14 protein-coding genes are annotated in these 18,611 nt (G+C 63.8%); 5 read left to right on the top strand and 9 right to left on the bottom strand.

What is annotated here, in order from left to right; all coding sequences use genetic code 11:
• Nucleotides 1–71: 71 nt before the first annotated feature.
• Nucleotides 72–449 carry a DUF4279 domain-containing protein gene (locus tag OKW40_RS38090; protein WP_429493938.1) on the top strand — a complete coding sequence of 126 codons (378 nt, stop codon included), beginning with the start codon at nucleotides 72–74 and terminating at the stop codon, nucleotides 447–449.
• Nucleotides 450–508: 59 nt separating this feature from the next.
• Here OKW40_RS38090 and OKW40_RS38085 read toward each other — a convergent pair whose 3' ends face one another.
• From OKW40_RS38085 to OKW40_RS38075, 3 genes are all read right to left on the bottom strand, one after another.
• Nucleotides 509–703, bottom strand: a complete 195-nt coding sequence (locus tag OKW40_RS38085; protein WP_184060028.1) for a hypothetical protein — start codon at nucleotides 701–703, stop codon at nucleotides 509–511.
• A 21-nt stretch (nucleotides 704–724) separates the two neighbouring features.
• Nucleotides 725–2,461 carry an FAD-dependent oxidoreductase gene (locus OKW40_RS38080; RefSeq protein WP_429493937.1) on the bottom strand — a complete coding sequence of 579 codons (1,737 nt, stop codon included), beginning with the start codon at nucleotides 2,459–2,461 and terminating at the stop codon, nucleotides 725–727.
• Between the two features lie 128 nt (nucleotides 2,462–2,589).
• The gene (locus OKW40_RS38075; RefSeq protein WP_429494009.1) at nucleotides 2,590–4,116 is read right to left on the bottom strand and encodes a PLP-dependent aminotransferase family protein; all 1,527 of its coding nucleotides are present in this window, start codon (nucleotides 4,114–4,116) and stop codon (nucleotides 2,590–2,592) included.
• A 190-nt stretch (nucleotides 4,117–4,306) separates the two neighbouring features.
• Here OKW40_RS38075 and OKW40_RS38070 point away from each other — a divergent pair, with 190 nt between their 5' ends.
• Nucleotides 4,307–5,056 carry an SDR family oxidoreductase gene (locus OKW40_RS38070; RefSeq protein WP_429403070.1) on the top strand — a complete coding sequence of 250 codons (750 nt, stop codon included), beginning with the start codon at nucleotides 4,307–4,309 and terminating at the stop codon, nucleotides 5,054–5,056.
• A 202-nt stretch (nucleotides 5,057–5,258) separates the two neighbouring features.
• Here the strand turns inward: OKW40_RS38070 and OKW40_RS38065 are convergent, their stop codons facing one another.
• Nucleotides 5,259–5,960 (bottom strand): carboxymuconolactone decarboxylase family protein, encoded by a 702-nt coding sequence (locus OKW40_RS38065; protein WP_429493936.1) that lies wholly within the window; start codon nucleotides 5,958–5,960, stop codon nucleotides 5,259–5,261.
• Nucleotides 5,935–6,363: a (R)-mandelonitrile lyase gene (locus OKW40_RS38060; protein ID WP_429493935.1), complete on the bottom strand. Its 429-nt coding sequence runs from the start codon at nucleotides 6,361–6,363 to the stop codon at nucleotides 5,935–5,937. Before OKW40_RS38060 ends, OKW40_RS38065 begins: the two co-directional genes overlap by 26 nt.
• 114 nt (nucleotides 6,364–6,477) lie before the next feature.
• Between OKW40_RS38060 and OKW40_RS38055 the strand changes: the two genes are divergently transcribed.
• Nucleotides 6,478–7,383 carry a LysR family transcriptional regulator gene (locus OKW40_RS38055; protein WP_187611430.1) on the top strand — a complete coding sequence of 302 codons (906 nt, stop codon included), beginning with the start codon at nucleotides 6,478–6,480 and terminating at the stop codon, nucleotides 7,381–7,383.
• A 64-nt stretch (nucleotides 7,384–7,447) separates the two neighbouring features.
• Here OKW40_RS38055 and OKW40_RS38050 read toward each other — a convergent pair whose 3' ends face one another.
• The 4 genes from OKW40_RS38050 to OKW40_RS38035 all read right to left on the bottom strand — a co-directional run bounded on the left by OKW40_RS38050 (nucleotide 7,448) and on the right by OKW40_RS38035 (nucleotide 14,558).
• Nucleotides 7,448–9,427 (bottom strand): AI-2E family transporter, encoded by a 1,980-nt coding sequence (locus tag OKW40_RS38050; RefSeq protein ID WP_429493934.1) that lies wholly within the window; start codon nucleotides 9,425–9,427, stop codon nucleotides 7,448–7,450.
• Between the two features lie 389 nt (nucleotides 9,428–9,816).
• Complete coding sequence (locus OKW40_RS38045) at nucleotides 9,817–11,022, bottom strand: UbiA family prenyltransferase (RefSeq protein WP_429494008.1); 1,206 nt, start codon at nucleotides 11,020–11,022, stop codon at nucleotides 9,817–9,819.
• 284 nt (nucleotides 11,023–11,306) lie between these two features.
• Complete coding sequence (locus OKW40_RS38040) at nucleotides 11,307–12,980, bottom strand: hypothetical protein (RefSeq protein WP_429493933.1); 1,674 nt, start codon at nucleotides 12,978–12,980, stop codon at nucleotides 11,307–11,309.
• Nucleotides 12,981–13,277: 297 nt separating this feature from the next.
• Nucleotides 13,278–14,558, bottom strand: a complete 1,281-nt coding sequence (locus OKW40_RS38035; protein WP_429493932.1) for a DUF445 domain-containing protein — start codon at nucleotides 14,556–14,558, stop codon at nucleotides 13,278–13,280.
• Nucleotides 14,559–14,771: 213 nt separating this feature from the next.
• Here OKW40_RS38035 and OKW40_RS38030 point away from each other — a divergent pair, with 213 nt between their 5' ends.
• Entirely contained in the window at nucleotides 14,772–15,977 is a 1,206-nt protein-coding gene (locus OKW40_RS38030; protein ID WP_429353689.1) for a metallophosphoesterase family protein, read from the top strand.
• Nucleotides 15,974–18,595 carry an AAA family ATPase gene (locus OKW40_RS38025; RefSeq protein WP_429493931.1) on the top strand — a complete coding sequence of 874 codons (2,622 nt, stop codon included), beginning with the start codon at nucleotides 15,974–15,976 and terminating at the stop codon, nucleotides 18,593–18,595. Before OKW40_RS38030 ends, OKW40_RS38025 begins: the two co-directional genes overlap by 4 nt.
• Nucleotides 18,596–18,611: the final 16 nt, after the last annotated feature.

The following is an 18,611-nucleotide window of genomic DNA, read 5'->3' as shown; positions in this document are numbered from 1 at the left end:
GAAGAACGAAGAAACGCCGCGCGTTGACGCCAATGACAAATCTCCCTCTTGCATACGCGACGTTTCACGTCATGGGCGATGCAGTCGAGCCCACTTTCTGGACAGAGTATTTTGGATTGTCGCCCGACACGGCCATAGCGAAAGGAGAGCCCTTTGTGACGCCATCAGGCCGTCTTGGCGGTCCCGGACGTGTCGGCTTGTGGGGCGTGAGCAGCAAGCGGCACGTACACAGCGATGACCTCAGCCCGCATCTTCGCTATCTCACCCAAAGACTAAATCTTGCTCGCGGCGATCTCCCAAAAGTCGTCGCCGAAAAAGGCGTGAGACTTCGCTTTTTCTGCTACTGGCGCAATCAAAGCGGAGATCGCGCGCCGGATATTCCACAGGATATCCGCGCGATGATGGAAGCCCTCGGCGGGACCATTGAGATTGACGAGTACCGCGATTAACGACGCAGACGCGAATCAGAATGATCCGCTCGTTACCGCCTCCAGGGAGGCGGTTTCTTTTACCCGCGCCAGGCCGTGGCGGCAACCGGCAGCTTCGCCGCTTCGATCAACGACAACGCGCGCCGCGAGTCGTCGAGTTCGGTCAGGCACAAGAGCGCGAGGCGCGCGAGATACAGCGACGCCTGCGCCTCGCCTTCGTGGGTCAGCGTGTTGCACAGCGTCGTATAGACGAGGTCGAGATCGGAATCGGTCATGATGTCGAAGGTCCTTGCGCGTTAGTTCTGCTGTGTCAGCGTGGCATCGAGCGCGCGCAGAACGGCCGCCGCGCTGCCGTTGCGCCAGCGCGCGAGTACGTGGCCGTCGGGGCGGATCAGATAGACGGTGCCCGGCTGTGCGTCGAGCATGTCGTGCAGGCGGCCGGTTGGGTCGATCGCTCGAGGGCTGTTTGCCGATTGCGCTTCGGCCGTGACGATATCGATCAGGTTGAACGGAATGCCTTGGCTGGCTAGCGTGCTTTGCAGTTGCTGCCACGCGTCATCATCGTTCGCGTGGTCTGCGTCGAAGCGCAGCGCCGTGAAGCACGGTCCGAGCAGATCGGTTAGATGAATGCCGAGCCGTGCGCCATCTTGCGATTGTTTGAGCAGCCTGCCCTCGGGCAGCACGGTACCCGGCGCGGGGCCGCGATCGAACGCATCGGCTCCGTCGCCTGCGAAGTTCAGCGGCGATTGCCGATACGCGATTGCATGCGTCTGGCGCGGATTGATCAGCGGCCGCACCGCCGCATGCCGCTCGGCGAGCCCGAGCACGGCCGTGCGCAGCAAGTCGAACGCGAAGGTCGGCGGCGCCATGAATTCGGTACTTTTCATGCCGTAGCTCAGGTTCTCGCGCGCCGCGTACACACGTTCGTCGCTATAGCTATCGAGCAGCGCTGGCGACGCGCTCCCGTTGATCACGCAGCCGAGCTTCCAGCCGAGATTGTCGGCGTCGTCGATGCCGGAGTTCGCGCCGCGCACGCCGAAGATCGGCACCAGATGCGCGGCGTCGCCCGCGAATAGCACGCTGCCATGCCGATAGCGTTCGAGCGTCAGCGCATTGGCCTTGTAGATCGTGATCCAGATCGGCGACCACGCGCCGGCTTCGCCCATCGAGTCGAGCAAGTTTTGCACGCGCGGTATCACGTTCTCGGGCAGCACGGCGGCGTCGGGGTCTTCGTCGTCGCGTAACTGATAGTCGATGCGCCACACGTTGTCAGGCTGCTTGTGCACGAGCACCGTCGAGCCCGGATTCGACGGCGGATCGAAGTACGCGAGCCGTTCGGTCGCGCGCGTGCTGTCGAGTTCGATATCGACGATCACGTAGCGGCCTTCGTAGGTCGTGCCTGTGAGCTTCAGCCCGAGCAGGTCGCGGATCGTGCTGCGTCCGCCGTCGCAGGCGACGACCCACGCAGCGTCCATCTGCCAGCTTTTGCCTTGCGGATCGGCAGGATCGGCGCTGCGCAAGGTCAAGCTCGCGCCGCCCTGCGGCCGTTGCTCGAGGCCCGTCACACGCGTTTGCCAGCGCACGTCGATCAGATCGGCGTGCCGTTCGATCTCATCGAGCAGCAACTGCTCGATCTGATACTGCGCGATATTGATCATCGGCGGCAGCGACTGCTCGTCGTCCTGATGCATCGCGAAGCGGAACACCTCGGTGTCGCGATAGAAACTGCGCCCGCCGGTCCACGCCAGCCCCTTTTGCAGAAAACCGTCGACGACGCCGAGCCGCTTGAAGATTTCGAGGCTGCGTCGCGAGATGCAGATCGCGCGGCTGCCGGTGCACACGCTGTCGTCCGCCTCGATCAGCACCGAGCGCACGCCCTGGCGCGCGAGTGCAAGCGCGAGCGTCATGCCGACCGGACCGCCGCCGACGATCGCGACGGCGCGCGCTTGTGGATCGCGTCCGTCGATGAGCGGCGGCACCACGGCCGGATAGCGGCGCGGGGCGAACGGATAGGGCTTGAACGGGCGGGTCATGCGTGTCTCCAGTTTGCTTGCGTTATCGGTGCAGTATGCGTCGGCGTTCGCGCGCGGCTGTCCTCATTTTGGGTACAGCGCCGCGCGCGAGCGTGAGGAGTGATAGAGACCTGGACCTTCGCCGCTCGTTAGCCGTCCAGACAGGCGCGCAAGCTCCGCGCGAGGTGGCCCGCTTCACCTGCATTGGCGATGTTTGCGAAGCCCATCACAACGCCACGCGGCGTGCTACGCGTGCGAGCATTCGCGTACCAGACCGAGAGCGGCAGAACGGCGAGCCCCGCTTCGCGGGCGCGCGCCGCAACCGCGACGTCGTCGACCGGGCCATCAGGGCCCTCGACGAACTGTGCCGCGAACTGGATTCCCCCTGGCGGCAGTTCGACGATCAGCCGTTCGCCGAACACCTGCTCCAACGCGCGCACGATCAGCACGCGCCGCTCGGCGTATAACGCACGCATGCGCTTCAGATGTCGCGCAAAATGCCCCCGCTCGATGAAGTCGGCCAAAGCGGCCTGCAACACGGTTGGCGATCCGGCGTTCATGCTGCGCGCCACCCGCCCGACGCGCTCGACGGCCCGCTCCGGCACCACCGCATACGCGAGCCGCAAGCCGGGAAACATCACCTTGCTGAATGTGCCGCAGTAGATCACGTGATCGCGACGATCGAGGCTCTTCAATGCCGGCAATGGCCGGCCCAGATAGCGGAACTCGCTGTCGTAATCGTCTTCGACGATCCAGCTGGACGCTTGCTCTGCCCAGCCCAGCAACGCCATGCGTCGGCGGAGCGATAACGTGTGCCCGAGCGGGCTCTGGTGCGACGGCGTGACCAGCGCGAAGCGCGCCTGCGCATCCAGCCGTATGCCGTGTTCGACGTCGATCCCTTCTTCGTCCACCGGCACTGCGACGAGCTGCACGCCGGTTTCGGCGAGAAAACCGCGCGCGAGCAGATAGCCCGGATCTTCGTACCACACGCTGTCGTTCGGGCGGGCGAGACTGCGCAACACGAGCTCGAGCGTCGCACGGTAGCCGCCCGTCACGAACACCTGGTCCGGCAGGCAGGTCACCCCGCGCGACAGCCCAAGATACGTGGCGATGTGTTCGCGAAGCGGCCGGTAGCCGACAGGATCCGGGTACGCGAGCATCGCGCGCTCGCCGCTGCGCGCGCGATGCGAAACGAGACGATTCCAAACCTTGAGCGGAAACGCGTCAAGCGCGGGCAGCCCGGGTTGCAACGGCCGGGGCTCGCCGCTCATGGCGGCGGCAATGGCAAGCTGGCGCGGCGCCGGTTGAGCGCCGTGCGATTCGCCTGGCGTCTGAGCTGCGGTAGCTGGTTTAACGCTCTGCGTGCCGTTCGAACTCTTTGTGCTTTGCGTACGCGAGCGCGTTACTGAAGCTGGCAGCGAGGGCGACACGAACGTGCCAGCCGCACCGCGCATCTGGAGGTAGCCTTCGTCGACGAGGACCGTATATGCCAGTTCAACCGTGCCGCGCGCCGTGTTCAGTTGCGTAGCGAGGCTGCGCAGCGCGGGCACGCGATCGCCTGGACGCAGATGCCCTGCGGCGATCGCGGTTCTGAAGCGCGCGCAGATCTGCAGGTAGATCGGCAACTGGAGCTGCCGATCGATATCGACGGTGAATGCGGTAGGCGATACGGTCATCACGGTCTTGCCGGCAAGCAGACCGGAATCAGGATGTCCTGGTCCGATCGACAATTCTTGGCACTTTTCGATAGTTCATGATCTTCTCACAATAGCCTCACACGATGCGACGGCGGCGAGTTCTTTCCCGCGATGCAACGGCCGCCAGCCGCCTGCCCGTGTCAACTGACTCTCATCTGGAGAATGTGCCATGAAGATCGTCGTAATCGGTGGTTCCGGCCTGATCGGCTCGCGCCTCGTCACGCTGCTCGGCGAGGCGGGTCATGAGGCCCTTGCTGCGTCGCCGCGTACCGGTGTGAACGCCGTGACGGGGGAAGGTCTGAGCAACGCGCTAGCGGGCGCGGACGTCGTAGTGGATGTGGCGAACGCCCCTTCCTGGGAGCCTCAGGCGGTGCTCGACTTTTTCCGCACCTCGACGCGCAACCTCGGCAAAGCCGAAGTGGCTGCAGGGGTACGCCATCACGTCGCGCTTTCCATCGTCGGCTGCGACCGCACGCCGGAAAATGCGTATTTCGTTGCCAAGGTCGCGCAGGAAGAGGCGATTGAAGCGGCGGGCGTGCCCTATACGATCGTGCGCGCGACCCAGTTCATGGAATTCATCGGCGCGATTGCTGATTCCGGCGCAGAAGGCGGGACGGTGCGCGTTGGGGACGGACTGTTCCAGCCGATAGCCGCGGACGACGTCGCAGCGATCCTCGCGCAGGTCGCTCTCGCCACGCCACTGAACGGCACAGTCGATATCGCGGGCCCGGACCGTGAACCGTTTGCCGCCATCATCAGACGTTATCTGAAGTCCGTCAGCGACCCGCGCCCTGTTGTGACGGATCAGGGTGCGCGCTATTACGGCGGCCGCGTCGAGGAACAGTCGCTCGTACCGCTCGGCGAGGCGCGAATCGGCCGCGTGAGCCTGGACCAGTGGCTGGCGCAAACTGCAAACTGAAAAGGGGTGATTTCAGGTCGATGCGAAAGCAGAATCAGCATGTCTGCGAATATGTTCGAGAATCGGTATGAAGTGAAGACGCGGTCCCTAACTGATGTTTGTTCGAGCTTCCGCGGTGCCAGTGCAGCATCCGGGCCGACGAGCTTCCACCTCGGTTGGAAAAACGCGGCTTCCCAACCGGTGGACGATCCGGCATCGACGTTTATGCCGCTCGCTTCGCGAATACATCCTTGAACACGGGCATCGCCGAAAAGACGTTCGGCCAGCCTGCGTAAAAGGCGAGCTGCGTCAGCATTTCGGACGCCTCGTCCTTCGTCAGACCGTTGTCCATGGCACGGCCGAGGTGATACGGAATCTGCGCGACCTGACCGCTGGCAACCAGGGCGCTCACCGTGACCAGGCTCCGGTCGCGTGGGGCGAGTCCTGGACGCAGCCAAAGGTCGCGGAAAAGCACATCGGTCGTGTACTGAACAACGCCGGGAGCGACCGAGCCGAAGCTTTGCTCGACCGCCTGCGCACGCTGTTGCTCTGCGACTTCGTTCAGTGGTAGCGGCTCGACATCGGCCCGAGGGACCTGATCGATACCGATGCCACGTTCATCGAAGATACACTTCGCGACGACAGCCGCTGCGGTCGCATTTCCCCAGCCGGAATAGAAGGCGAGGTGCGTGATCATTTCCGAAATCTCGGCAGGCTTCACACCGCTATCCAGCGCCAACCGGAAATAGAACGGCATCTCGATGGTCTGGTTGCGGGCGATGAGCACCGACAGCGTCACGATGCTCCGGTCTCGCGGTGACAGTTGCGGCCTCTTCCAGAGGCCGCCGAGCACGGTCTGGCTCGTATAACGCGCGAATGCCGGAGAAACGGGAGTGAGATCAACTTGTGACAATGGATCTTGCATGTTTCCAGTCCTTTTCATACTGCTCGTCCGTGACCTTCTCCAGCCATTCGACGTTCTTGCCGTCGAGCGCTTCCTGAATGGCGATATGTGTCATCGCGGTCGTCGAAGTTGCGCCATGCCAATGCGTGTGGCCAGGCGGGCACCAGATCACGTCACCAGCCCGGATTTCGACGCGCGGCTCGCCTTCGCACTGGGTCCAGCCACAGCCGGCCGTAACGATCAAAGTCTGGCCGAGCGGGTGGGTATGCCAGTTAGTCCGCGCTCCCGGCTCAAAAGTGACGCTCGCGCACGAAACGCGTGCCGGCGGAGGCGGAGCGTTCAGCGGGTCGAGCCGCACCGTGCCCGTCAACCATTCTTCAGGGCCTTTCTTCGAGGGCTGGGAGCCCGCGCGTTTCAATTCCATGACTGTTCCTCGTCGGTATCGTCGGGGCGATATGCCACTGCTGTTAATCTAACTCCTGGCAATTGATGCGACTAGATCGCAATATCGGGATGCCCTTATGCTGTGGAGCATTAATTGAAAGAGGATTTCAACGATCTGGTCGGCTTCATGAACGTCGCGCGTGAGCGCAACTTCACGCGGGCGGCCGCGCAACTGGGAGTCTCGCAGTCGGCCTTGAGCCGGACGGTTGCCGGCCTTGAAAAGCGGATGGGCCTTCAGTTACTGATGCGCACTACCCGGAGTGTCTCGTTGACAGAGGCAGGCGAACGGCTACTGGCGGCGATTGCACCGCGTTTTCAGGAAATCGAAGCGGAGGTCGATTCTTTGCGCGCGATGACGAGCCGCCCAGGCGGAACTGTCCGGATCACGACCACCGACTACGCGGCAAACTCGTACGTTTGGCCGCGTCTGCAACCGTTGCTGCGCCAGTATCCGGATCTGAAGATTGAATTGCTCAATGACTACGGGTTAGCCGACATCGTCGCGGATCGGTACGACATCGGCGTGCGGCTAGGCGACCAGGTGGCCAAAGACATGATCGCGGTGCGAATCGCGCCTGACATGACGATGGCAATCGTGGGCTCTCCAGGCTACCTGCAATCGACCGCACCGGCGAAGACGCCGCAGGATCTAACGCTGCACAACTGCATCAATCTCCGATTGCCAACGCGAGATTCACTGCTGCCGTGGGAGCTACGGAAGGGGCGGCGAGAACTGCAGGTGCGGGTCGAAGGGCAGCTCACCTTCAATAGTGTCTACCAGATGATGGACGCAGCGCTTGGCGGGTTTGGGCTCGCGTACGTGCCCAAAGACCTGGCCGAGGTGCATGTCCGGGCCGGGCGCTTGAATTGGGTGCTGGAAGACTGGTTTCCCACGTTCGTCGGACATCACGTCTATTATCCAAGTCGCCGCAAATCATCCCGGGCAGTCGAGCTTGTGGTGGACGCATTGAAGAGCGGTTATCAGCGTCGAGCGCAGTGACCGGCAAATGGCGATCACGACGCAGATTTTCACCACTGCGGTCACGGCGTCAGCCTACCCAGCCTCAGCCGGCGCTGGCCGTCTGCGACGGCTGCCGCACGGGCTGCCCAGCCGTCGCCGCGTGACATGCCTCGATCATCGCGCGGAACGTCGGCGACGCATGCAGTTCCCCGCCCGTATCGAGTTCGACGCTGCCGTCCGGCGCGTCACCGACGCCGACGCCGACCACCAGCGTCGCGCGTGGCCGCCATTCGCGCGTGCGCCGCAGCATGTTGCGCAGGTACAGCGGCGACTCGGGCGCGTCGAGCGACACGATGCAGATGATCGACGTGTCCTTGAAGCTCGGCTCATCGGCGCGTGCGCTGCGATAGCCCGAGTGCGTCGCCATCAGCGGCGCGAAGCCCTGGCGGTTCAGCAGTTGCACAGCGATCGCGGTCGTCACTTCGTCGAACGCGCCGCGGCCGGGCACGCACAACACCGCGGCCTTGCCCGCTCCGTCCGGCTGTTGCGAGCGCGTGAGCAGATCGCTGCGGTATCGCTCCGTGGCACCCGCGCCCGGCGACGCCAGGTCCGGCGTCCCGGCAAGCAGCGCGTTACCCGCGTCCGCCGGTTCGGCGGGCGACAGCGAATCGCGCAGCCCTTCGGCAATATCGAGGTTCTCGACGATATCGACGAGCGCGTCGTTGATCCGCTGCAACTGGTCGGGCATCAGCACGCCGCGCTGCGCGTCGTTGCGCGCGAGCCGCAGGCCTTCGAGCGCGACCTTGTCGTAGTAGTCGATCAGCGACATCTCGCGCAGCAGCCGTTCGGCCTGCACGATCGCCTCGTGCGGATCGTCGGCGAGCAGGCGCTGATAGAAGTTCTGCGCGGGCGTCAGCGCGGGCTGATCGCCGAGCAGCACGGTCAGGAAATTCAGCCGGTCCGCGTAGCGCCCGAGCGTGACGACGCACAGCGTGAGCGGCGTCGACAGCACGAGGCCGATCGGCCCCCACAGCCAGCTCCAGAAAATCGCCGCGACCACCACCGCGAGGGGCGACAGGCCCGAGCGATGACCGTACAGCAGCGGCTCGGCGATCTGCCCGGCGACCACGTCGACGACGATGAACAGGATCAGCGTGAGGACCGCCATCGTCCATTGCGGCTGGATCGCGGCCGCGAGAAAGAATGCGAGGATCGCCGCGATCCAGATGCCGATGTACGGCACAAAGCGCAGCAGCGCGGCGATCACGCCGAACAGCAACGCCCCCGGTACGCCGATGATCGCGAGCCCGATCGCGATGATGCCGCCCGCGCTCAGATTCACGCCGAGCTGCGCGACGAAATAGCGTGACAGGCGCCCGGCGGCGTCGTTGATCGCGGTAGTCGTGCGGTGCAGGTCGCGCGAACCGAACAGGCTGATCAGACGGTCGCGCAAATCCTCGCGCTGCAACAGGATGAAGATGGTCACGACGAGCACGATGAAGGTCGTCTCGATCGGCGCGATGGCCGGCGTCAGCGCGCGCTGCGCGAGTTGCACCGGCGTCGGCGCGGGCTCGTGCACCTCGACCTGTTGCGGCACCTGCGGCGCGTTGCGCGCGGCGCGGCCGGTCGGGCGCGGCGGTGCGGGGCGCGATGGCGCCACGCGCTGCAGCGCGCTGGCAGCGCTGCTCATCAGGGCGTCGGCGCGGCCCACGGTCTTTTCCTGCACGGTTTCGATCTTCTGCTCGATCGCTTCCTGGTACTGCGGCAGCGCGTCCGCGAGCTGCACGAGCTGCGCGCCGATCAGCGCGCCGATCGCGAGCAGCGAGGCGAGAGCGAACAGCACCGCGATGAAGATCGACGGCAACTGGCCCATGTGCAGACGCCGCAGCATCTGCACGAGCGGCGCGAGCAGGAAGCTCAGCAGCACCGATAACGTGATCGGAATCAGTACCTCCCGCCCGAAGTACAGCCCGCACACGACCACCACGCCGGTGATCAGCGACACGAGGCCATGCAGGCCCGGCGTGCCCGGCGGGTAAACGCGGTTGGGCCGCCCCTGCGGTGGCGGTAGCGATATTTTCATGTAAGCAGAATTCCGGTTGGGACGCGTTGACGACCGAGCGGAGCACTGGTCCTCAGCAAGACAGATGCCCGAATTGTAGGTGGTTTGGTGGGGTGGGGGTGCTTTGCCACGTCGCGGCGACCGGTAAGAGGCCGATTCAGATCGCCGGCCGCGCATCGTCTGGTTCCAGGAGGGCTGGTACGACGTACGCCGCCTGCACAGTAGGATTGGCTACCGTTTGACGCTCGAACTCGAGAACGCCAACACCCAACGGCGAGACCGTGAGCGAAGGGCGACGCATGCCAGGGTCACCAAAGGCAACATGGCGTCAGCGGCTGTCGAACTTATCGACACATTCCGACATGCGACACGATGAACGCGTGCGCCGGTCACGCAACATGCGTCGCGGGCTAGATCGCAATGAGCACTGCAACTACGCGCAGCACAATGGTCAGAAGGCTGGAGCGGTTTTTTATTGCGTAGGCGATCGGGTCGTCGTGCATCTCACCGCGAAATGCAACCATCCAGACGCGGCTGATCCAGTACAGGAGCAGGCAAAACAGTATCCACAGCCGATGGGGATGGCTGTACAGCACCGTCACGTCGGTGGATTTCATGTAAAGCGCAAGGACTAGCACTGCAACATAGCCCGAGGCCGATCCGAATGAGCGAAGAATGTTCATGTCAGCAGTCAGATAGCCCCGGCCCGCTGCGGAGCCCTTGCCCTCTCGCTGCATCTTGTCGAGCTCTGTATAACGCTTCACCATGGCGAGACTGAGGAAAATCATGACCGAAAACATGATCAACCAGTCGGAGAGTACGACATCAACGGCAGCTCCTCCAGCCACGATACGGGTGGTGTACAGTGCAGCCAGCACGAACACGTCTACCAGCATGATCCGCTTGAGGCGGAATGAATACGCGAGCGTCATCGCCACATAGCCGACCAGCACGAGTTGAAACGCTACCGGCAGCAGGACGGCAAGGGCTGCCGATGCCAGCATCAGAACGAACATCAGAAAGATGCCCGCGGCAAGCGGCAGTTCACCGGATGCGAAGGGGCGCTCGCGCTTTCGGCTATGACGCCGATCTGCATCGAGGTCGAGCATGTCATTTAGCAGGTACACGGACGACGCACAGAAAGAGAAAGAAACAAAGGCTATTGCGTCGGCGCTCAGTGCCTCGACATTGGCAAACCGGTGCGAGGCGAGAAGCGGCACGAAGATAAGGAGATTCTTCACCCATTGATAGACGCGCATCTCTTTGATGACGAGCCAAAGGAGCGGTCTTTTGCTATCAAACACGACCGTTGCGTGATTGACTTTGGAGGCCGCAGCCTGGATGCTTTTTCCTCCAACGACGATTGCCTTGCAGGCCTGCTTCCACACGGGCACGTCAGCGTGGGAATCGCCGCAATAGTCGAAACCCTGTAGGCCGAACTCGGCCGTCAAGGCGCCGGCTTTGCTAGCGCCTGATAGATTTCGCAGCTCGTTGCTCGCCATCACGCCTTTGAAGAAGCCGAAATGCGAAGCGATCTGTTCTGCAAAGCGTTGATCGCCTGCCGTGCACAGGTAAAGGTCGCGACCGCTCGATCGCTCACGCTTCAGGAAATCAATCAGGCGAATCGCATGAGATCGCTATCAAGAGAAAGATAGGTCCGGTGCGCTCACTTTATTGATAACCGAGCCTCTAGTTGTGTAGAGCGCGCATTGGCGGGAAGCTGCTGAACAGCATCCGAGCGGTCAGGAAACGGGTTCAGCAGACCTTCCGTACTATTCTGTCTCGGTTTGTTGCGATATGAGGCGAAGCTCAGAGAATGGATACCCGACGAACTGTGGTCCCTCGTCGAACCGTTGCTACCCGTGGGGGCGCTCGCAACAGCTTCCAAGCCGACAGAAGTTCACCGACTGAGTACCGTCACAGCGGGAAATCGCATCAGATACCAGGCGTCTCGACTGTCTCCCACATAGCGAATATCAAGCAACCTCCCCGGGCGAAGAGGATCGGCCGCCACGCCGCGAGCAACCAGACGCTCCAAAACGTCATGACGCAGCCAGAAAAGCGTCCCATTGTAAATCGCGGGCAGATAGTCCGTCTGGAATTCGGCGACGGAGTATATCCCGCTGTTGCTGCTCCAAAGGCCATGTGTTTCGATGACTTCCGGACGTTCCTTGCTCAGATAGTCCGCAAACCCTGCATACCCGCGACGCGCCAGCGATGGGTTGGTCAACAGCGCCGAATCCAGAATGTCCAGATGTTCGCAGCACAGTGCGGCGCCACCAACGTCTGGCGTCATGAACTTGAGCGTCGGTTGCCCCAGATACTCGCGCAGATGATCAACCGAAGCACCCGTCATCGCGTAGTTCGCTGGCGTAATTCCGCGCCAGTCACCGGGGAAATCGTGCCACGCTCTTTTTCGGGCCGCGTCTCCCGCCGCATTCAGCGCAGCGGGCAGCACGCCACGCATCGCCGCACCAAGGATTACCGTGTCGACGTTGTCGCGCAGCAACGCAATGTTGAACAGGAAAGTTCCAGAAAGGCACAGCAAAAGCCCACGAAATACATATGGTTGACGCATATTCGCAAAGCGTTCTGCGAGAGAAAGGACGAAAAGGGGAACCACCGCCATGAACATCCGCCCGGTATACCCCCAATTTTTTCCCGATACGAGCGCGAATACGGCAAAAGAACATATTAGAAGTACAGGCATCGGATCCAGACGGCGCTTTTTCTCTCCCTTCCGGCTCAGGTACATGCCAGCCAGAAACGCGGCATTCACGAAAAGGAAATCCTTGAGACCGCGCAGCTTTACCAATACGCCGTCCCAGCCTTTTTTACTGTAGGGCATTTGCAGCTTGGCCAGGATGGTATTCGGCAATAGCGTGCCGAAGACACGATACCTCCAGATTGTCATCAGCAGAAAGCAAAGCATGAGCCAGACGCACATTCGAATGGCATGCGGCCTATCCTGCGGGCAAAACACGACCATCCAGCCAAGCGCGAATCCCAGATAGAACACCGCCTCGAAGCGAGTCAGCATCAGAAGCGGCAACAGTGCATAGGCGAGTGTCGATCGCGCGCGCCAGGAGAGCACGAACGCAAACAGCAGCAACGCAAAGACCGGCATTTCCATGCCATTGATGATCTCGGCCTGGCAGGCTGGCAGCAGCCCCAGCAAGCACACCACAATGAGGCGATGCGTTGGGCTCGGCAGGCACGGTTCAAGTGCGCGCCACACGAGCACCAGAGTAGCGCTCAGTGCGATGAAGGAGAGCAACTGCGCCGTCATGATCGCATCCAGAAAGCCTGGATGCATCATCCACTGCCCTATCGCCAACATTGCCGTCATGAGCAAAGTTGACGTACCTTCGGCCGGCGCCGAAGCTGATGTCAACGCGAATACCCCGTGTCGCCCGAGTGTATGCGCATAGGCCATAGTGATGGCGCCGTCGTCCCAGCCATACGGGCCGACCAGCGCTATCGCTGTCAACGAAAGTGCCGCATACGCGACGACGAAGAGGAATCCGGTGGCTCCAACTCTCCCCTCGACACTGCGTGTCAGGTTCTCGGACATAGCCAGTCGACGTAAGTAGGATGGCTGATAATACATCGGGCAAGCGGCGAGGGAACGTGGCCCCGAATACATGGACGCAGGTTGCTTCGACTTTCCGTTTTGTACAGACCATTGTCCGATTTGCGCGTGACGAAATGCGAAGTGATTTGCGAACGCGGCGTGCACGAGTCAGAGAATTGCTCGATGCGCACTCCTTGATCAAAACTGCGATCGAAACCGCATCAGTCAAACAGTGCGAGGTCCTTCGGCCGATCGACGGCATGGAAGACTACCGGTAGGGGCCGCCAATCCCGCATGCTAGCCGACATGCACCCGCAGCATCTCCAGCAATAGCGAACTCACATACAGCAACAAGCCGATAAATCCGCCGACGATCGTCCCATTGATGCGGATGTACTGCAGATCCTTGCCGATATTCATCTCGACCTGGTGCGACATCTCGTGCGCGGGCCAGTTCTTCACCGTATCGCTGATATGGCGCGTGAGGAACCGCGCGAAATCCGGCGCCATTGCGCGCGCCGCTTCCTCGAGGTGATCGTTCAGCGATTGCCGCAGCGCTGGATCGCGCGCGAGTTCGCGGCCGACCCACGCGCCCATCGCGGCGACACGCGCATGCAGTGCCGAATCGGCGCTTTGCAGATCGCGCTTGAGCCACGCGCGCAGCTCGCCCCACATGTCCTTCACGTAGCTGCCGAAAGCCTCGCCTTCGACCAGATAGCGCTTCAGTGCTTCGCCTTGCTGCAGGAACACGGGATCGGTCTTCAGCCGCACGATCAGCTTCTGCACCGCGTGGTCGAACTTGTCGCGCAGCTCGTGCGTGGGGTTCTGCGCGATCTGTTCGAGCATACGGTTCGCGGCGCTCGCGATCGCCTCCGCCCCCTTGTCGCCGAGCCATACCGACGGCAGAAACTTCTCCATCGTCGGATACTCGCTTTTCACCCAATCGACGATGCGCGCGGCAATGAATTCGCGCGCCGGCGCCTCGCGCAGCACCGCGATCACCTGATCGATCGCGGTGTCGAGCAGTTCCTGATGGCGGCCGTCGCGCGTCAGCGTGTCGAGAATCGCGCCGAGCGATTGCGACAGATCGACCTTCGCGAGCACGTCGCGCAACCCGTCCCTGATGAAGTTCTGAATGCGCGCGTCGTCGGCCACGTCGAGGATGCCGCCGGTGAGCCGCACCACGTAATCGCCGAGGCGCGCGGAGTTGGCCGATTCGCTGAGCCACGCGGTGATGGTCTGCGCCGGATCATGCCGGCGGATCAGACCGACCAGCGACGGCACATCGAGAAACTTGTCCTGCACGAAGTGCGCGAGGTTGTCGGCGATCTTGTGCTTGTTGCGCGGGATGATCGCGGTGTGCGCGGACACGAGCGGAATCGGCACGCGGCGAAACAGCGCCGCGACCGCGAACCAGTCGGCGAGCGCGCCGACCATCGCGGCCTCGGCGACGGCCTTGATGCCGTCGACCCACAGGCCGCGCGGCAGGAATGCGGCGACGACGAAAACGCAGGCGGCCGCGAGCAGCAGCAGTAAAGGCGTGCGCTTGGCCTTCTTCAGTTCGGTGATCTTGTCCATCGGGCGCGGTTGATCGTGTCGGGCGGTGGCTGGAAAGTCGGCGGGCTCAGCCGGTTCGGTTGCAATGATGCGGTACGGCCCGCGCGCGCGTCCAGCCTGGATACGCGCGCGCAATACGCGCCGGCGCTTCGGCAAGGTAACATTCGCGATCGGGCTCCTCGGCGAAATCAACGCAAGAGGACGCAACGCAATCGCAATCGCAATGGAGGCACAGTGATCAGGTTTCTGCACACCGCGGACTGGCAGATCGGCACGCAATTCGGTCAGTTCGAACCGGACGAGGCCGCGCATCTCGCCCAGGCGCGCTTCGACACGGTGCGCCGCATCGCCGAAGAAGCGGCCGCGCGCAACGTCGACGCGGTGCTAGTCGCGGGCGACGTGTTCGATCTGCAGACGGTGTCGGACACCGTGATCCGACGTTTGTTCGCCGCGCTGCAAGCGTTTTCCGGAGCGTGGATCATGCTGCCGGGCAATCACGACGCGGCGCTCGTCGAAAGCGTGTGGACCCGCGCGCAGCGGCTCGATTGCGTGCCGCCGAACGTGCGCCTCGTGCTCGAAGCCGGCGTCGTGCTGCTCGACGCATGCCGTTGCGCGCTGCTGTGCGCGCCGCTTACGCAGCGCATCACCTACGACGACACCACCGCGTTGTTCGATTCCACCGCTACTCCGCCCGGCTATCACCGCGTGGGGCTCGCGCATGGCAGCGTCGGCGGCATTCTGCAAGACGGCATCGATTCGTCGAATCCGATCGCGCCGACGCGCGCGGCCAGTGCGCGGCTTGACTATCTGGCGCTCGGCGACTGGCACGGCCATCTGCGCGTCGACGAACGCACGTGGTACGCGGGCACGCACGAGCAGGACCGTTTCCGCGCGAACGAGCCGGGCTTCGTGCTCGACGTTACCGTCAGCGATCCCGGCGCGGTGCCGCAGGTCGACGCGGTGCGGGTCGGGCAATACCGGTGGCATCGCTGGGACGAGACGATTTCGGTGCCGACCGATGTCGATGCATTGAAAACCCGCCTCGCCGAACTCGGCGCGAATGACGTGCTGCGCATCGAGGTCGGCGGCACCGCGGCGCTCGCCGATGCCGAGGCGCTGCATGTCGCGGTCGAACAGGCGCGCGCGCGCGTGCGCGCGTTGCGTGCCGATCTGGGCAGTCTGCACGTGCTGCCGACCGCCGACGATCTCGCCGAACTCGGCGCGCAAAGCGGCTATCTCGCGAAGGTGGTGGCGCGGCTGCGCGGTCTGCAGGAAGACGCGCAAGCCGATCCGCAAGAGGCGCGGCGCGCGGCCGAGGCGTTGCTGCTGCTGGCGCGTTTTCAGCGCGACCAGCGGCAACGCGATTCGCAGGCCGCACCACCCGCGCAGACGCGCGAGCGGCAGCAACCTGAAGCGCCGCGTGAAGGAGCCCCCGCATGAAGCTGCAACGTATCGCGATTCAGGAATTCAGGCAGTTCGGCGGGCAGATCGTGATCGACGATCTGCAGCCCGGTCTCAATCTGTTCATCGGCCCGAACGAGGCCGGCAAAAGCACGATTGCCGAGGCGGTGCGCACGGTGTTCCTCGAACGCTACAAGGCGTCGCATCTGAAAGACCTGTTGCCGTGGGGGCTCGCGAGCGGGCAGCCGTCGGTCGAGGTCAGCTTCGAGCTCGATGGTGTGGCGTGCCGTCTGTCGAAGCAGTTCGTGTCGCGTCAGCGTTGCGAGCTGAGGATCGGCCAGACCGTGTATAGCGAGGACGAAGCCGAAGACAAGCTCGCCGCGCTGCTCGGCTTCTCGCGCGCGGCGCGCGGTCCGATGAAAGCCGAGAACGCCGGCGTGCCGGGTCTGTTGTGGGTGCAGCAAGGCGGCACACAGGAGATGCGCGATTCGACCGGGCACGCGGCACAGTATCTGCGCGACGCGCTCACGCAACTGTCGGGCGGCCGCGAAGCGGGCGGCGAGGACGCGCTGATCGCGGCCGTGCAGCGCGAGCTGCGGCAACTACTGACCGCGCGCACGCAGAAGTCGACCGGGCCGCTCGCCGAGGCGGAGCAGAAGCTCGCTTCGCTGATCGCGAGCCGCGACGAGCTGCAACAGCAGCGCCAGCAGTTCGACGACAACATCGCGCGCCTCGCCGCCCAACAGCAGGCATTCGACGACGCCGAGCGCAGGCGTCCGTGGGAGCTTCACGAACAGAAGGCCGCGCTCGCGCAGCAACGTGCCGCGGCGGTCGAACAACTCGAACGCGGTCTCGAAGGGCTCGCGCAGTCGCTGAAGATCGGCGAGGCCGAACTCGCGTTGTCGGTGCAGCAGGAGCAGGGCGCGCTCGAACTGGAGGCGGCCATCGCGCGCGAACGCGAGCAGCTCGACGCGGCGCGCGTCGAGGTCGCGGCCGCGCAAACCGCGCATATACAGGCGCAAAGCCGTGTGGCGCAATTCGAGCAGGCATCGGCCGAGGCGAACCGCGCGCTCGAACTCGCGAACGCGGCCGTAACCGCCGCCGACCTGCGCAGCCAGGTCGATTTCTATCGGGCGGAGAGCCAGCGGCTCGAAGCGTCGATCGGCGAGGCGGACAAGGCGAACGCGGCGGTGTTGCAGGCCGCGCGAGACGCGGCGGCGCTCGAACTCGACGACGCGCAGTTCAAGCGCCTCGTCGCGCTCGACGGCGAATTGACCGTGTTGCGCGCGCGGACCGAAGCGGCGATGACGCGCATCGAGTACAGCTTGAATGGCGAGTTGAGCGTCGGCGATCAGACGATCAGCGGCATGGGCGTGCTGCATGTCGACGACGAAAAACGCATTGGTCTCGGCAAGCTCGGCGAATTGCGCGTGATTCCGGGCGTGTCCGATCTGTCGGCGCGGTTGTCGGAGCTGGCGTCGCTCGAGGCGAAGCACGCGCAGTTGCTGCGCTCGCTCGGCGTCGCGTCGGTGGGCGATGCGCAGGCGCGTCACGAGCAATGGAAAACGCTGGTCGCGCAACAGAAGAGCCAGGCGAGGATTCTCGAGGTGCACGCGCCGCAAGGCATCGATGCGTTGCGCGCGGCGCTGGCATCGACGGCGGCGCGCTTGCAGGCGTCGAGCGAGCGCCTTGCCAGTCTGCCCGACGTGTCCGCGGCGCCACCGCTCGACGACGCGCGCCGCAACGCCGACATCGCGCGCGACGCGTTGGAGACCGCGCGCAAGGTGCTCGCGCAGGCAGCGGGCGCGCAATCCAGCGGCGTTGCGAAGGCCGATTCGCTCACGGCGCAGTTGCAGCGTAAAGAAGCGCAGCTGCACGACGAAGCGTTTCGGCGCAAGCGCGCGCAGTGGCAGGCGCATATCGTCGAGCAACGCGTCAAGGTCGATGCGCTGAAGAACCAGCGCGGCGAGCGCGAGCGCGAACTCGATGCGGCGCGTCTGGACGACCCCGTGGCGGAGGCGAAGCGCTATCGCGCATCGGCGGACCTCGCGCGCAACGAGCAGCACGAGCGTCAACTGCGGATCGCGGAGTTGCGTAGCCAGCTCGAAACGATGGGCGCATCGGGCCTCGGCGAACGGCTTGCCGCGCTCGAAGCCCAGGTTGAGCAGGCCACGCGTCGCAACGACGAACTGCGCCTGCGCGCGAGCGCGCTGAGTCTGCTCGACGACGTGCTGGTCGACGAACGCGACGCCGCGCTCGCCCAACTGCGTGCGCCGTTGACCGAGCGGGTCGGTCACTACCTGAAGCGGCTTTTTCCGCAGTCGAGCCTCGCGCTCGGCGACGATCTGATTCCGGCGATGCTCGATCGCGACGGCCGCGCGGAACTGCTCGATGCGCTCAGCTTCGGCACGCGCGAACAGCTCGGCATCCTGACGCGGCTCGCGTATGCGGATCTCTTGCAGGCCTCAGGCCGGCCGACTCTGCTGATGCTCGACGATGCCGCGGTACACACCGATGCCGCGCGCCGCGACGCGCTCAAACGCGCGTTGATCGACGCGGCGACGCGGCATCAGATTCTGGTGTTCACGTGCCATCCGGAGTTGTGGGACGACCTGGGCGTCAGGCAGCGGGCGGTGCAGGATCTGAAGGTGGCGTGAGCGGGGCGGGCCGGTA

Origin of the sequence: Paraburkholderia sp. RAU6.4a (assembly GCF_050435625.1) — a bacterium.
In the GTDB taxonomy this organism is placed as follows: Bacteria; Pseudomonadota; Gammaproteobacteria; order Burkholderiales; family Burkholderiaceae; genus Paraburkholderia; species Paraburkholderia tuberum.
The sequence above is the reverse complement of the archived record's forward strand: the minus strand, read 5'-3'. Positions and strand labels throughout refer to the sequence as shown.